This window comes from Rhizobium sp. NRK18 (genome assembly GCF_024385575.1).
GTDB lineage: Bacteria > Pseudomonadota > Alphaproteobacteria > Rhizobiales > Rhizobiaceae > JANFMV01.
Map to the genome: position 1 here is coordinate 152,420 of NZ_JANFMV010000004.1, position 14,832 is coordinate 167,251.

The following is a 14,832-nucleotide window of genomic DNA, read 5'->3' on the forward strand; positions in this document are numbered from 1 at the left end:
CGGCAGTCGGTGCCGGCCAGGGTCCGGAGGTCTGACCGGCCCTGCCCGGCACACGAACCGCGGGAGGATAGACGATGGCGGTCTGCAGCAAGCCGCAGACCGCCGCGGGGGCTAGAAGCCGCGGTCTGATCCGAGCGCGCTGCCCGGCACCCAGATGCCGTGGAAGCCCTCATGCACACGGCAGGGGAACTTGACCACAGCAAGGGGACCCTGCGACAGCCTGCGTGCATCGAGAATGACGAGGTCGGTGCGGTTTTCCTTCCGTCGTCCGACCATGGTCATCAGGAAGCCGTCGCCCTCTTCCGCATCCGGGCTGCGCGGCACGAAGCACGGCTCTTCCGGTGACGCATCGGGGCCGGCATAGAAGAGTTCGATCTTGCCGGTCTGCTCGTCGAAATGGCCGAGGCAGGTGAAGGGAGGGCCTTTCGGTCCGGGTTCGAGCATCGGCCATTTTGCCGGATGGTTGGTGCCGAACCAGTAGTGGCGCGTGCGCCGCATCGAGAAGCGGTTGTCGACCACGGGCATTTCACCGATGTGGTTGATGAAGCGCTCGATCTTGACGTCGCTCCCTTCGCTGGAAAGGTCGACGATCCAGCGCTCGCCGAACGGCGGCATCTCGTGGGCATGGGGATTGTGAATGTCGGGAAACTGGCTGAGCCAGCCCGATTCCGTCACGAAGTGGTCGAGAACCAGACGGCTTCCGTCGTCCCAGGCGTTGAAGGTGTGGGTCTGCATGGCGATCTTCGGGGCCGTGAACCAGCGGATCGCCTTCACCCCCTGATCGCGCGGAATAACCGCGATGTATGTGCTCTTGTGGCTGTCCCAGTGCCAGTAGGCCTCGCCCTTTTCCACCCGGTCCCATTCGCAGACCATCGGGCAGATGACGAAGGCGATGTAGTTTCGCGAGACCATGAAGTCGTGGACCATCGAGCAATACGGCGCCTTGAAGCGCTCGGTGCGGGTGAACTGGCCTTCCTTGTCGATGGAGTAGACCTCGATCTCGTCGCTGGCGACGCCTTCGCAGTTATAGGCGAAAGCCACACATTCGCCGGTCACCGGATCGATCTTCGGATGGGCGGTGAAGGTGCGGCTTTTCAGCTGTCCGCCGAAATCCGTTTCGCCGCGGGTCGTCAGGTCATTCGGATCGAGCTCGTAGGGACGTCCCGCTTCTTTCAGGGCATAGAGCTTGCCGTGGTGCCACAGGACGGACGTGTTCGCGGTGTTGGCATCCTCGCCCTCGACTTCCGGGCTGTCCGTGAAGGGGTTGCGGTAAGCGCCGAACAACGCGCGGCGCGCCGAGCGTTCCAGCTCGAACTTGCGGGTGCGGACATATTTCATCGTCAGGTCCGCATGCCCGTTCTGGAAGCGCACCATGTGGACCATGCCGTCGCCGTTGAGGAAGATGTCCTTGCCGTGCAGCGGCGGATAGGCGTGGTCGGCGCTGTTGCGGATATAGATGCCTTCCAGTTCGGCCGGAATACGGCCGATCACCTCGAGGTCATGCACTTCGCCTTCGATCCGGACGGGGGCCGCGTAGCCGTTGAAGACGATGTCGTCAGGAAACTGCAGGCCGGGCCTCAAGTTGGTATGCTGGTTCATCTGAAACTCCAATATTTGAAAATCGTACAGTCTTGGGAGGACTTGAAATCAGGCGGCGACCACCGCCGCCTGTTCGGGTTGACGCGCCAATTCGCGACGGGTCATGAGCATGAACGTCACCGCCACGAGGGCAAAACAGCTGACCGCCCAGCCGAGAGCCGGATAACCGACGGTGGCGACAACGAAACCGCCGAGTGCAGGGCCTGCCGCCGATCCGAGCATCATCATTGCCGGCGTCGCGGCGACGGCACGTCCCGTCTCGTCAACCCGGCTAAGAAGGCCGAACATGAAGGTGTGGGTGAAGATCACCAGTGGCACGTAGAGCGTCGCAGGGACGGCGAAGAAGGCGAATGTCGTGGCGCCCGTCACGGAGAGGGCGAATAGCGCCTGGAGGATCGGGCCGGCGATGCCGACATTGACCGGCGCAAACTTCTTCTGCAGCACGGCGGCGAGAATGCCCGGCAACAGGTTGACGAAACCGGTGACGATCAGGACGCTCTGGATTGCGTTCCCGCCGAAATTGCGCATGTCACCGATCCGCTCCACAAAGGCAAAGACCATGGCCTGATTGAGGGCGATGCAGACGATTGTGCCGATCGTCAGCCACGCGGCCTTCGGAAGCGGCTTCTTCACGGCGGCAGCCCGCTGAGCGGCGGCGGCGACATTTGCCTGCGGAACCTCCGGGAAGAAGAGAACGGCGACGACCGCACCAAAGGCCATCGTGATGGTGAAGGCGACGAAGATGCTTGGTCCGCCGTAAGCGGCAATGATGCCCGGCAAGACGGCAAACATGATGACAGCCAGAACGCCCATCGCCACATTGGCAATGCCGAACAGACGGTGCGGGTTGGCCGATCGTCCCATGGCGCCGTGGGTTACCGAAAGCGCCGCGCCAACGCCGAGACCGGCCACGGCATGCAGCAGCATGAAATTCACGAGACTGTCCGGCGACACCGGCAGCCAGGAAGCGGTCAGGAAAGCACAGCCGGCCACACAATAGCCCAAGAAGGCGAAGACGCGGTGTTTGAGCCGCGTGAACATCGGCGCGAATATAACGCTCGAAATGACCACGGAGGCGAGAAAGGCGGTCACCGTCAGCCCGGCTTCAGGGGCGGCAAGGCCGTAAAATTTCATCAGGCTGCCGATCCACAGCGGCAAGGCCGCCAGATCGATCATGCCGGCCATGTGGCCGATGCTCAGGGTCGCTTGCCCGCCCCAACTGTTCAGTTTCGTCATTGCTTCCTCCCGGAACGCTCATCGTTCCCGTTGTCATCGCGCCGTCTCCTGTTCCCACGGCGCGGATGTCTTGCGATGGTGGCCGCGGCTCCCGGGACCCGCGGCCGTGTCACAGCGTCAGAAGTTCATCGTCAGCGTGCCGACGATGGCCTGGTTCCAGCGGCGTCCCTCCAGCCCCTGATGGCGCGTGTAGGAAATCTCGAACCGGTTGCCGTGGCCGAAGGTCCTGGATATGCCGGCGCCGAAAACCGCATAGGTCGGATCGTCGACAACGCCGTCGAGATCGTTGACGAATTCCTGCTCGATGCCGAGAAGGAGATTGGGCGACCAGCCGCCGGGCGGGACCTCCTTTTCCAGCCGCATATGCGCCCAGACCGTGCCGTAGTCCTCGGTCGAGCCGACCACGCCGGACGAAACGGCACCGAAGCTGTTGGCAGTCGCCTCGATGAAGCTGCGCTGGAACTGAACGCCGAGCACCGGGTGGAAAACCCAGTCTTCGGGGATGAACACGAAGTCGTCGTGGCGATATTGACCGATCAGCTCGGCCTGTGTGTAGAGGTGGTCGTCCCCCTGCTTGTGCTCCATGACCAGGCCGGGCCCGACATTGATCTTGAGGTCGGACTCGCCCCAGGAATATTCGGCGCGCGCGGCAACGCCCCAATGCTCGCTGAACTCGTTGAGGAAGTCGGCACGCACACCGCCAGCCGGGCGCTTGATCGATCCTGACCCCTCGATATCGAGGTCGGTGTACTCAAAGAAGCCTCCCAGCGCCCACATCGTGTCGGGGTTGGGAAAGCGCAGATACTGCAGATCGACACGGCCGGTACCGCCGTCGAGCTCGACGGGATAATTGGCCCCGTTCGAAAAAGTGCCGCGCACGCCGAGGCGGAGCGCTGACTGGCCGTCCGGCAGGCCGAACAAGAAATTCAGCGGAATGACCGTGTCCGTGGTGCCATCCTTGTAATGGCTGTTCGGCAGCCCGGAAGACTCGGCGGCGCCGATCGTGACGCGGGCCTGACCGACCCGCCATTGCGTGGAACCGAACTGGTCGCTATCGAAATACGAGCGAAGAAGACCTGCCTTCCCCAGATTGGACAACGCGATGGCGGATGCGGGCGGCTGGAAGCCCCCTTCGATTGCATCGGCGCCCAAGGCATCGGTTGCGACGAATGAAACGGCGGCAACGGCCGCCCAGTGCGAAATTCTCATATCCCCTCCCAATGGTAGATCCCGAAGAGCCGGTTGACGGGTCTTCTCGATGTCACGGCACGTTCCTCCAGTGCCGGTGGCGACAGGGAAAAATTAACGTCTGTCAAAGAAATGAAAATCAGATAATATTCATGATATCTATCAATTTGATCGATACCTATTGGGAGTTGAGAGACGCATGCGGCTGGACCGTTTCGATTTAAATCTTCTGGTTGTTCTCGATGTCCTCCTGGAAGAGCGCAATGTCACGCGCGCGAGTGAACGCCTTTGCATCGGCCAGTCCGCCACCAGCGCGGCACTCTCACGGCTACGCGACTATTTCGGGGATGCGCTTCTCGTTCAGGTGGGTCGCCGAATGGAACCGACCCCGCTGGCCCAGAGCCTGGCCGCGCCGATCCGGGACGTTCTGATGCGTGCCCGGGTTGCAGTCTCCATGCGACCCGTCTTCGATCCGGCGGAAATCGAATGCAATTTTACGATTGCCGCGTCGGACTACATGATCGACCTCGTGCTGGCCGAAACCGCCTGCAATCTGGCCCGCACGACGCCGGGCATGTGCCTCAACATGGGAAGCGTGCCGGAAGACATACAGGCCATGTTCGAGCGCGGTGCAATCGATCTGCTGATCGTGCCGGAGCAATACGCTTCCCATATGAAGCATCCGCAGGCGGAACTCTTGCAGGACGAGCATGTCTGCATGATGTGCGCGGAGGAAGCCCGCGATATCGATGTCCTGACGATGGACGACTATCTCGATCGCGGGCACGTGGCCATCAAGCTGGGCGATGACGCGAGCCTCGCCTTCGAGGAGTGGTTCCTGCCCCGCTTTGGCCGCCAGCGCCGCGTCGAGTGCACGATCGACCAGTTCAATGTCGCACCGTTACTGGTTACAGGTACCCGGCGCGTCGTCACCATTCACCGTCGTCTTGCGGAGAAAATGGCGGCGATGCATCCCGTCAAGCTGTTGCCCGCGCCTTTCGAGATGCAACCTCTTCGCGAGTTCATGGTGTGGCCACGCTATCTCGACGAGGACCCGGCCCATCGCTGGCTGCGGGAATCCATCAGGGCAACCGTCGAGCGTGCCGAAGCCGCCTGAGACGTTACGGACGGGGCGGTATGCCGCCCCCGCCGCACCTCACTTCGAAACCGGCAGAAGGAAGCCGTCGAAGAACCGCGCCAGTTCTTCATGCGCATCGAAGGGCAGGACATGGGCGACATGCTGATCGGGACGGACAAGCACGAGGCATCCCTGTTCGCGATCGATGGACCGCAGGTCGAAGATGTCGCGTCCGTCTCCGGGGCAAGCGCAGAAGATCTTCTCGTAGTCGACCAGACCGAGCCTGCCCTTTCGCGGCAGGAGGAAGGTCGGCAGAGTTTCCAGCACCAGGTCGCGGCTGTGCTGCTGGAAGACGACCCGCAGGTCGATTGCCGAGTCGATGTCGGCGCCGGACGACGTGTATTTGCGGATCGGCGAATTGGCGGAAGTGTCGAGGAATGCGCACAGCCGGCGAACAGCCGAGCCCTCTGCGGCGGGATCGCCCGACGGACTGAAGGCAAACAGCCGCCAGCGCGCATCCGCCTTGACCACATGGCCGAGTTCGATCGGCTTGGCATCGGCGAGCCGGACGACCGGCGCGGAATGAAAGCGCGCGCCGATCTCGAAGCCGGGCGCCAGCGCCTGCCAGGTCTTCTCCCCGGTCAGCAGCGACGGCGTGTAGACGACCGACATGCCCGCCGTATAGCGCCCGTGCTGGATGAAGTAGCGCTGGAACCGCGGCGCGTCGCCGCCCGCACCGGGCTCCGGCCGTTCGCTCATGATCCGCGACCATTCGCGGTCGAACTCGATCAGGTCCCGGGCTACGGCCTGGCGCTCGGCTGAATAGCTGTGCAGGATGCCCGGCGGCGAGCGGCCCTCAAGGACGGAGACAAGCTTCCAGCCAAGATTGAAGGCGTCGCCCATGGAGACGTTCATGCCCTGCCCCGCCTTCGGACTGTGGGTATGGCAGGCGTCGCCGCAGATGAAGACATGCGGCAGGCGGGTGCCGACGGCGTCTTGCGGGACGTCGTCGAACTTGTCGGTAAGCCGCTGGCCGATCTCGTAGACCGACCACCAGACCACGTCCCTGACATCGAAGGAGAACGGCTTGAAGATGCGCTGCGCCGCCGCGATCAGGTGATCGATCGTGATGTTGCGGCCGGCGACCCGCTCGCCCGCATTGAGCTTGTCGAGCTCGATGTAAAGGCGCACGAGATAGCCGCCCTCGCGCGGAATGATGATGATATTGCCCTCTTTTGCCGACTGGATCAGTGTCTTGCAGCGAATATCAGGGAAATCGGTGACGACGAGAACGTCCATGACGCCCCAGGCCTGGTTTGCGGAATCGCCCACGAGTTCGCGGCCGATGGCGCGGCGCACTGCGCTTCTCGCCCCGTCGCACCCCACCACGTAGCGGGCCCTGACCGTGCGGCGCTGCCCCTCGGCCTCACCCTCCGCCCGCTCGAGCGACACGGTGACGGGATAGTCGGCGGCCCCCGGATCGACCGTCAGATCGACGAGCTGCCAGGCATAATCCGGCTCCAGCCGCGACGGCGACTTGCGCATGATCTCGAGATACATGTCATGCACCCGTGCCTGATTGAGGATCATGTGCGGCATCTCGGAGAGACCGTCCTCGACATCCTGGATGCGGCCGTTGCGGGTGATGTGCCCAGGATTAGCGGCGTCAGGCTTCCAGAACGTGGTCTCGTTCACCCAGTACCCCTGCTTGAGGATCTTCTCGGCAAACCCGAACGCGTTGAACATTTCCATGGAGCGGCAGGAAATGCCGTCTGCCTGTCCCTTTTCCATCGGGCCGGCCCGACGCTCGACGATGCGCGTTGAAATGTCGGGAAAGGCGGACAGCTGGGCTGCAAGCGTCAAACCGGCAGGGCCTGTCCCGACGATGAGAACATCGACCGTCTCGGGCAGGTCTGCCTGCGCACCATCCCTTCCGGCCGCAGCGGCCTGAAGTTCCGGGTCGCCGGGTCGAAATCCATTGAGGTGATACTGCATCCATAGTCCTCCCTATGACGCCAATTAGTAAGTTGACTTACCATTTATCAACACCCGCCAAAGGTCAATTAAAAAAGTATGTCGACTTATCATTTTTTGCTATGAAGAGGGAAAGCCACGAGGAAGTGCGATGAACGAAGAGAGCGAAGGCGCCTTGAGCGCCATGATGCCCGGGCACCTGATCCGCCGCCTGCACCAGATATCGACCCAGGTGTTCGCCAGGAGAATTCGGGAAGCGGGGTCGGACCTGACGCCCGTCCAGTTCGCCGCGCTCGATGCCATTCACCAACAGCCGGGCGTCGATCAGGCGAGCCTTGCGCATTCCATCGCCAAGGACCGCGCGACCGTCGGCGCCGTTGTCGACCGCATGGAGCAGAAAGGGCTCCTGACGCGCGTCGTCAGCGATCAGGACAAGCGCGCCCGCGAGCTGACACTGACCGACGAAGGGCGCGAGGCGCTTAAGGCGCTGATGCCTATTGTCACCGACCTTCAGAAGGAAATCCTCGGCGGCCTGAACGAGGAGGAATACCGCCAGTTCATCGCACTCGCGGCAAAGGCCGCGTGGTCGGCCACACCGGCGGACGAAGGCTGACGATCGACGAAACGCCAATGGCCCGCCCGGGGGGACCGGACGGGCCGTCTGGCAAATGTCAGCTGCTAAGCCGTCGATCAATTCCCCTTCAGGGCCTTGACGAAGGCGCTGGCCTCAAGCCCCTGCGCATCGGCGTCGGCGATGATCTTTTCGACGGCGGCACTGCTCGCGGCATTGAACTTGGCGGCTTCATCCGGCGCCAGCGTGATGACTTCCTTGCCATCCGTGGCGGAGAAATCGGCAAGCGCCTTGTCGGCGACGGCAAGCCATGCCTTGTTGCCGTTGACAGCCGCCGTGCGGCCGGCATCCAGCACGATCTTCTGCTGATCGTCGCTCAGCTCACCGAAGCTGTCGCGGTTCATGACCAGGAAGAAATCGGACATCGTGGTGTCCATCCCTTGTGTGATGTACTTCGTGACTTCGGCCAGCTTGAACGCCTTCAGCGTCGTCGCATCGATCATCGCCCCGTCGATGACGCCGGTCTGCATCGCATTGTAGATTTCCGGCGCCGGCATCGAAACAGGCGTCGCCCCCCAGGCCTCGACGACCAGACCGGCATTGCGCGACGGCACGCGAATCTTCAGGCCCTTCAGGTCGTCCAGGCTGCGGATCGGCTTTTCGGCCGTAAACAAGAGGTTCGGTGCATTGTTCCAGAGGCCCAGCAGGACCACGCGCTTGTACTCGGCCGACAGCTTGTCGAGATTGGCAAGTATACGCTCCGTCCCGTTTTCGGCGGTGATGACGCCCGGCAGTTCGGCCAGCAGCGTCTTGGGGAAGTTGGCAGCCGTATAGCCCGGCAGACCGAAGGCGATGTCGGCGACGCCCTCAAGCGCCCGGTTGTACTGCTCGGCCGGACCGGGACCGATCTCGCCGCCCATGTAGAGCGTCACCGTCACCGCGCCGCCGGTCTTGTCGGCTATGGTGGCCGCAAAGGGCTTGTAGGTGGAATCGACCACGAAATGGGTCGGCGGCTGGAAGTCGGCCAGCTTGAGATCTTCGGCGGATGCAAAGGATGCAGCCAGCGTGAACGTCGCTGCAAGGGCAGCCGTGAGTGTCTTCAGTTTCATCCCGTATTCCTCCGTTTGTGGATGATTGAATGCTGCCAGACCGGCACTGCGGGGTCTGGTCTTTGACCTGGCGTTTCCGCCCTGTCAGCATGCGAAAACATGATCGAACTGCCTGACATGCCGCTCACCCGAACATCGTGTTGGGCAGGAACAGCGCAATCCCGGGTATCGCGATGATCAGCAGCAGGCCGACGATCATGGCGAGAAGGAACGGCGCGACGCCGCGGAAGATGGTTGTCAGCGGCACGTCCCCGGCGACGGCGCGGACGACGAAGACGTTGAGCCCGACGGGCGGCGTGATCATGCCCATTTCGATGACGATCACCGCGACGACGCCGAACCAGACCGGATCGAAGCCGAGCGCCGTGATGACCGGAAAGACGATCGGGATCGTGATGACGAGCATGGACAGCCCGTCCATGAACATGCCGAGCACGATGTAGGCGAAGATGATGACGAAGAGCGTGCCGTATGCGCCGAGGCCCAGCGCACCGAGACCCTCGCCAAGCGTTGATGGGATGCGGGTGACCGCAAAGAACGGATTGAGCACATTGGCGCCGATCACGATGGCATAGAGCATGGCCGAGGTGCTGAGCGTACTCATCACCGCGTCGCGGAAATCCTTGAACGACAGGCGCCGCTTGATGACGGCCAGCAGGATCACCAGCGCCGCCCCGACACCGGAGGCTTCGACGGGTGTGAATATGCCCACATAGATGCCGCCGATGGAGAGCACGATAACGAGAAGAAGCGGCGCGGCCTGCCCGAAGATCCGGAAACGGTCGGCCAGCGCCACGGGTTCGCCGCGCGGGCCCGCCTTCGGATCGAAATACGAGATCAGCCAGACCACCGCCATGAACAGCGCCGTCAGCAGCAGCCCGGGCACGACGCCGGCCATGAACAGGCGGCCGATCGATTCCTCGGTGAGGATGGCGTAGAGAACGAATCCGGTCGAAGGCGGTATAAGAAAGCCGAGCGTACCGCCCGCCGCGATCGCGCCGGTAGAGAGACCGGGGGCGTAGCCCAGCCGGCGCATTTCCGGCAGCGCCACCTTGCCGAGTGTCACGGCGGTGGCGACGGAAGAGCCGGAAACGGCGGCGAAGACGGCGCAGCCCAGCACCGACGCGGACGCCAGCCCGCCCCGGAAGCGGCCGACCCAGGCAAAGGCCGCATCGTAGAGGCCGCGACTGAAGCCCGCCGCAGACGAAACGTTGCCCAAGAGCACGAACATCGGCACGACGATGAGATTGTAGTTGGATATGGCCGAGTAGCTTTCCGTCAGCAGGACGCCGCCGGCGCTGCGCGACCCTTCCAGAACCCAGTAGCCGCCGAAACCGACGATCAGCATGGAGAAGGCAACCGGGACACGCACGATGAGAAGCGCAAACAGGCAGGCGATGCCCACGAAGCCGGCGACGAAAGGCGTCATCACTTTGCCCCCTTCACGATAAGGACAACCAGCTGCACGGCAAAGGTAAGCACGCACAGCGCGGCCCCGGCAGCGAGGATGGCGTAGAACGGCCAGATCGGCATGCGCAGCATGTTGGTCGCATCGCCCCACTCCAGGGCGTCGAGCGCCTTGAGGACCGCGCGCTGCGCCAGGATGGCCATCACGAAGCCCGAGAGGCAGTAGGCGACGATGTCGCCGATGAACCGGCCCCAGCGGCCGAGAATGCGTTCGAAGACATCGACGGCAACATGGTCGCGCTTTGCGGTACAGTAGGGAAGCGATGCCATGATCAGGGCGACGGCGGTCAATTGCACGAATTCGTTGACGCCGAGGATCGGAATGCCCAGGACGTAGCGCATAACGACGCCCACCGTGACGATGGCGACGATCGCCAGCAGGCAGATGGCGCCGACCAGCGCCAGATAGAAGGTTGCCCTCTCGAACCGGGCCGACCAGATATCAATGGTGTCACGCATCGATTTGCGAAGCTCCCACGCTGACGGCCTCGCGAAGGCCCCGGTCGAAGGGCCCGCTTGAGCCTTCAACTAGGCGGCAGGTCCATGCCTCTGTCAGCAGGTTCAAAAACGCCGTTGTCATTCGACCTCCCATTCAAATTGCGCACGGAGCGCAATCGTCCTCTTGATTTCAGACTATTGGAAAAAGGGCCCGGCAAGCCAATTCAAAGGCGGCGACCCTGGATTAGTTGACGCTATAGCGTTTCGTCTTCCACGCTTTCGCGCAGCAACGATAGGAGCAGTTCCTGCGCCTTGGTCGGCGCCCAGCTGGCGCGGTAGGTCAGACCGATCTGCCGCGCCTGCCAGTCGGCCTTGACCTTGACTTCCGTGACCAGCCCTTTGGATATTTCCGCACGCGCCTGCGCGCTGGAGATGCAGCCGAGATGTTCGCTGTTGTCGAGGACTTCCCGCATGAACAGGATGGAGCCAGCCTCGATGATGCTTTCCGGCTGACCGACCCCGGCGAAGAAGGCGTCGAACTGGTCGCGGGCGGGCGTGCCCTGACGGGGAACCACCCAGGCGCATTCCTTCAGTTCCGCGAGGCTCACATCGTCGCGGCCGGCCAGCGGATGGTGATTGCCGGCCAGCACCGTGAGCTTGTCGGAAAACAACGGCTCCTGGACGATGTCGCCGATCGGCGCCGGCACCCGCAGCGCCCCGACGATCATGTCGATTTCGCCGCGCCGCAGCCCGCCCAGCAATTCGTCGTAGAGCCCATCCATGATCAGCACCGCATGATGCGGACGCTGCTGGCGGAAGCGGACCAGCGTGCGCGGCAACAGCACGGAGCGCGACAGCGGCAACGCGCCGATGACGATGCGGCCCGCCTCCCCGCCGTCAAGTTCGGCGAGGTCCGATTCCAGCTGGTCCAGTTCGCGGAAGGCGAGCATGACCGCCTGGACGAGCGTCCGCGTCGCGCGTCCGGCAATCAGGCCGAACGCGGTCCGCTCGAACAAGTTGCGGCCGGCCTCCTGCTCGAGTTGCGAGATCGCCCGATGGACGGTGGGTTGTGCGAGACCCAGCCTGCGTGCGGCGAGCGTGAAATTCTCGGTCTCGTGTACCGCGACCAGTCCCTGCAGCTGCGCCGTGGTGGCGGTCAGCCGCAGCCGGGGCGAGATATCGGAGAGTGCCGGATCGAGGAGCGCGAAGGCGCGCCGCACCCGGTTGGCCAGCACCTCTCCGCGCGGCGTGACAAAGAACCCCTGCCGGGTGCGGTCGAAGAGCGGACCGCCAGCCTCGTTCTCCAGCTTGCCGATCGCCTGCGTGACTGCGGGCTGCGATACATGGCAGGCCTCCGCGGACTGGGTCAGCGAACCGGTGCTGGCGACCCACAGATAGAGACGAAGATGGCGGAGATTGCGCGAAATCACATGCGGTCCAGCACTGTCTGGAGGCGGGCGCCGAGGTCGGCGGGTCCCGGATCTGCGTGCAGCCCGCCGATCTCATCCTGCCATTTTGCCGTCGCCGCACTCATGCCACCGGAAAGTCCGAGTTCCTGGATCGTCAGTGTCACCTCCCGCATTTCCGCTGCGCGCCGCAGGCCGTGCACCATCATCCGTTCGAGGTTATAGGCGCCGCGGCGACGCCATTCGAGTGCCGGATCGGAGGCCTCGAGCGAGCCGATGACGCTGTCTTCGACGCCGGCCCGCCTTGCGGCGAGGAAACATTCCGCCGTCAGCGCTTCAATGCCCTTGACCATCACCGAACGGATCATCTTGATCGAGGACGCCTGCCCCACTTCGCTTCCGGCTATCTCCGGGCGCATGTCGAGCGATTTCAGCGCGGCGACCGCCTGCTGCGCATGCGGACCGGAGACCAGCATCGGCACGTGATGACGCTTGGGGTGAACAGGCGCCATGACCGCCACGTCAACATAGCGACCGCCGGCCATCTCGATGATCTCGGCCGCGCGGCGCTTCGTGCCCGGCGCGCAGGAATTGCAATCGAACCAGAAACTGCCGTGAGCAATGCCGGCGGCAGCCGCGCTCGCGGCGGCCAGCGCCTGATCGGCGGTCACCACGCTGAAGACCGCGTCGACGCCGTCCAGCGCCTGCTGACGCGTGTCGAAGCCGCAAACCTCATGAGACTGATAGCGCGCCTTCATCGCAGCGCCGGCATCGATATCGAACGCGTTGATCTTCAGGGGACGCCGCTCTCCCCAGCCGCTGACGAACGCCATGGCGGCCTCACCAAAACCGATGAATGCGAGCTGTTCAATCTTGCCGGAATTGCTTTTCATGTCGATCTCCAACCATGCCCGCAGAGTGGCAAACGGTATCCGGCTTTGCCAGTCGTCATAGCATGAACTTATGCAGGAGCACAGGCTTTCGAATTGTCTGGACAGGGGGCGGCATGGAATGTCTCAGGCAACGAAACCCAAGGAGTGAATACATGTCCGCCAAGAAAACCGCCCTCGTGATTTCTGCCCATGCCGCGGATTTCGTCTGGCGCTGCGGCGGCGCCATCGCCCTTCACGCGTCCATGGGTTATGAGGTGACGGTCGCCTGCCTGTCGTTCGGGGAGCGCGGTGAATCCGCCAAACTCTGGAAGCAGCCGGGCATGACGCTGGATGTCGTCAAGCAGGCACGGCGCGCGGAAGCGGAGAAGGCCGCGGAAGCGCTCGGCGTCCACGATCTCGTCTGCCTCGACCTCGGCGACTATCCGCTGGAGCTTTCCCGCGACGACAAGAACCGCTTGGTCGACGTGATCCGCAAGGTGCAGCCTTCCTTCATGCTGTCGCATTCGCAATACGACCCCTACAACACCGACCACATGTACGCCACGCAGGTGGCGCTCGAATGCCGGATGATCGCCCAGGCCTGGGGCCACAATCCGGGGGAAAAGGTACTCGGCGCGCCACAGCTCTACCTGTTCGAACCGCACCAGACCGAGCAGATGGGGTGGAAGCCGGACACCTTCCTCGACATCACCCCGGTCTGGGAGAAGAAGCGGGCCGCGATCGAATGCATGGAAGGCCAGGAGCATCTGTGGGAATACTACACCCGCGTTGCCATCAATCGCGCCAACCACTTCAAGCGCAATTCGGGCGGCCAGTCGGGCGGGCGCGACTGCAAGTATGCCGAGGGCTTCCAGTCCATCTTCCCGCGTACGGTCGACGAACTCTGAGCGAACCTTCGGGAGGATTGAGATGACGGAACCCTGCTTTGATCTTGCCCATCTCGCCCATGTCGAGATGTACACCGACCGCTTCGAGGACAGTCTCGATTTCTTCACACGCATCTACGGGCTGAAGCTGTCCGGAATGGACGAGACCTCAGCCTATCTGCGCGCCTGGGACGACTACGAATTCCATTCACTGAAGCTCACACGCCACCACACCACCGGCGTCGGCCACATCGCCTATCGCGCCTCGTCCGAGGCCGCCCTCATGCGCCGCGTCAAGGCGATCGAGGAGAGCGGATACAAGGTGATCGGCTGGGTCGAGGGCGACCGTGGCCACGGCAAGGCTTTCCGCTTCGAGGATCCGTTCGGCCATGTCTTCGAGATCTACTGGGACACCGTCTGGTACGAGGCACAGGAAGACGCGGAGAAGGCGGCGCTGAAAAACACCGCATCCGCCTTCACCGGGGCTGCGCCACGCCGGATCGACCACCTCAATCTCCTGAGCGAGGACGTGAGCGAATTCCGCGCCTTCATGGAAACCTGCCTCGGCAGCCGTGTCACCGAAATGATCCAGCTCGACAATGGCCGTCTCGGCGGCTGCTGGTTCACGATCAACAACAAGACCTATGATCTCGCCTGCACCGAAGAGCATGGCGGCGGCCAGGGACGGCTACACCATGTCACCTATGCGACCGACCAGCGCGAGGACATATTGCGCGCCGCCGACATCTTCCTGCAGAACGGCGTTCACATCGAAACGGGTCCGCACAAGCATGCGGTTCAGGGCACGTTCTTCCTCTACGTCTGGGAGCCGGCGGGCAATCGTGTCGAGCTCGCCAATTCCGGCGCGCGCCTCATTCTCGCTCCCGACTGGCAGCCGGTCGTCTGGACCGAGAAGGACCGCAAGAAGGGCCAGGCCTGGGGCCTGAAGACCATCGAGACATTCCATACGCACGGCACGCCGCCCGTTGAAACGAAGGGACACTGAC

The 14,832-nt window shown here is 63.2% G+C and carries 13 protein-coding genes; 4 read left to right on the plus strand and 9 right to left on the minus strand.

From position 1 onward, the window contains the following. Positions 1–111: 111 nt before the first annotated feature. The 3 genes from NN662_RS19970 to NN662_RS19980 all read right to left on the minus strand — a co-directional run bounded on the left by NN662_RS19970 (position 112) and on the right by NN662_RS19980 (position 4,044). The gene (locus NN662_RS19970; protein ID WP_261932172.1) at positions 112–1,599 is read right to left on the minus strand and encodes a carotenoid oxygenase family protein; all 1,488 of its coding nucleotides are present in this window, start codon (positions 1,597–1,599) and stop codon (positions 112–114) included. A gap of 48 nt (positions 1,600–1,647) precedes the next feature. Beyond that, positions 1,648–2,835, minus strand: a complete 1,188-nt coding sequence (locus NN662_RS19975) for an MFS transporter (protein ID WP_261932173.1) — start codon at positions 2,833–2,835, stop codon at positions 1,648–1,650. 117 nt (positions 2,836–2,952) lie between these two features. Next, entirely contained in the window at positions 2,953–4,044 is a 1,092-nt protein-coding gene (locus tag NN662_RS19980) for an autotransporter domain-containing protein (protein WP_261932174.1), read from the minus strand. Between the two features lie 178 nt (positions 4,045–4,222). On the opposite strand from NN662_RS19980, the gene NN662_RS19985 reads away from it, so the two are divergent. Then, positions 4,223–5,140, plus strand: coding sequence for a LysR family transcriptional regulator (locus tag NN662_RS19985; protein WP_261932175.1), 918 nt, complete (start codon positions 4,223–4,225; stop codon positions 5,138–5,140). A gap of 39 nt (positions 5,141–5,179) precedes the next feature. On the opposite strand, the gene NN662_RS19990 is transcribed toward NN662_RS19985, so the two are convergent. Then, a complete protein-coding gene (locus tag NN662_RS19990; RefSeq protein ID WP_261932176.1) occupies positions 5,180–7,096 on the minus strand; it encodes an FAD-binding monooxygenase in 1,917 nt (638 codons plus the stop codon). 130 nt (positions 7,097–7,226) lie between these two features. Here NN662_RS19990 and NN662_RS19995 point away from each other — a divergent pair, with 130 nt between their 5' ends. Further along, positions 7,227–7,688, plus strand: a complete 462-nt coding sequence (locus NN662_RS19995) for a MarR family winged helix-turn-helix transcriptional regulator (RefSeq protein ID WP_261932177.1) — start codon at positions 7,227–7,229, stop codon at positions 7,686–7,688. Positions 7,689–7,765: 77 nt separating this feature from the next. Here the strand turns inward: NN662_RS19995 and NN662_RS20000 are convergent, their stop codons facing one another. The 5 genes from NN662_RS20000 to NN662_RS20020 form a co-directional block, all read right to left on the minus strand. Continuing rightward, positions 7,766–8,755: a TRAP transporter substrate-binding protein gene (locus NN662_RS20000; RefSeq protein WP_261932178.1), complete on the minus strand. Its 990-nt coding sequence runs from the start codon at positions 8,753–8,755 to the stop codon at positions 7,766–7,768. Positions 8,756–8,879: 124 nt separating this feature from the next. Then, positions 8,880–10,184 (minus strand): TRAP transporter large permease, encoded by a 1,305-nt coding sequence (locus tag NN662_RS20005; RefSeq protein WP_261932179.1) that lies wholly within the window; start codon positions 10,182–10,184, stop codon positions 8,880–8,882. Next, complete coding sequence (locus tag NN662_RS20010) at positions 10,184–10,681, minus strand: TRAP transporter small permease (protein ID WP_261932180.1); 498 nt, start codon at positions 10,679–10,681, stop codon at positions 10,184–10,186. The genes NN662_RS20005 and NN662_RS20010 overlap by 1 nt, the downstream gene beginning before the upstream one ends. Positions 10,682–10,914: 233 nt before the next feature. Beyond that, positions 10,915–12,090, minus strand: a complete 1,176-nt coding sequence (locus NN662_RS20015) for a LysR family transcriptional regulator (RefSeq protein WP_261932181.1) — start codon at positions 12,088–12,090, stop codon at positions 10,915–10,917. Then, positions 12,087–12,959 (minus strand): NAD(P)-dependent oxidoreductase, encoded by an 873-nt coding sequence (locus NN662_RS20020; protein ID WP_261932182.1) that lies wholly within the window; start codon positions 12,957–12,959, stop codon positions 12,087–12,089. The genes NN662_RS20015 and NN662_RS20020 overlap by 4 nt, the downstream gene beginning before the upstream one ends. 152 nt (positions 12,960–13,111) lie before the next feature. Here NN662_RS20020 and NN662_RS20025 point away from each other — a divergent pair, with 152 nt between their 5' ends. Continuing rightward, positions 13,112–13,846: a PIG-L deacetylase family protein gene (locus tag NN662_RS20025; protein ID WP_261932183.1), complete on the plus strand. Its 735-nt coding sequence runs from the start codon at positions 13,112–13,114 to the stop codon at positions 13,844–13,846. Between the two features lie 22 nt (positions 13,847–13,868). Then, positions 13,869–14,831, plus strand: coding sequence for a VOC family protein (locus NN662_RS20030; RefSeq protein ID WP_261932184.1), 963 nt, complete (start codon positions 13,869–13,871; stop codon positions 14,829–14,831). The last annotated feature ends 1 nt before the right edge of the window (position 14,832 follow it).

Excerpts from the sequence above, each read along its gene's own strand:
- NN662_RS19980 (WP_261932174.1), bottom strand. The coding sequence starts at position 4,044 with ATGAGAATTTCGCACTGGGCGGCCGTTGCCGCCGTTTCATTCGTCGCA.
- NN662_RS19970 (WP_261932172.1), bottom strand. The coding sequence starts at position 1,599 with ATGAACCAGCATACCAACTTGAGGCCCGGCCTGCAGTTTCCTGACGAC.
- NN662_RS19985 (WP_261932175.1), top strand. The coding sequence starts at position 4,223 with ATGCGGCTGGACCGTTTCGATTTAAATCTTCTGGTTGTTCTCGATGTC.
- NN662_RS19975 (WP_261932173.1), bottom strand. The coding sequence starts at position 2,835 with ATGACGAAACTGAACAGTTGGGGCGGGCAAGCGACCCTGAGCATCGGC.
- NN662_RS19995 (WP_261932177.1), top strand. The coding sequence starts at position 7,227 with ATGAACGAAGAGAGCGAAGGCGCCTTGAGCGCCATGATGCCCGGGCAC.
- NN662_RS20000 (WP_261932178.1), bottom strand. The coding sequence starts at position 8,755 with ATGAAACTGAAGACACTCACGGCTGCCCTTGCAGCGACGTTCACGCTG.
- NN662_RS20005 (WP_261932179.1), bottom strand. The coding sequence starts at position 10,184 with ATGACGCCTTTCGTCGCCGGCTTCGTGGGCATCGCCTGCCTGTTTGCG.
- NN662_RS20020 (WP_261932182.1), bottom strand. The coding sequence starts at position 12,959 with ATGAAAAGCAATTCCGGCAAGATTGAACAGCTCGCATTCATCGGTTTT.
- NN662_RS19990 (WP_261932176.1), bottom strand. The coding sequence starts at position 7,096 with ATGCAGTATCACCTCAATGGATTTCGACCCGGCGACCCGGAACTTCAG.
- NN662_RS20030 (WP_261932184.1), top strand. The coding sequence starts at position 13,869 with ATGACGGAACCCTGCTTTGATCTTGCCCATCTCGCCCATGTCGAGATG.
- NN662_RS20010 (WP_261932180.1), bottom strand. The coding sequence starts at position 10,681 with ATGCGTGACACCATTGATATCTGGTCGGCCCGGTTCGAGAGGGCAACC.
- NN662_RS20025 (WP_261932183.1), top strand. The coding sequence starts at position 13,112 with ATGTCCGCCAAGAAAACCGCCCTCGTGATTTCTGCCCATGCCGCGGAT.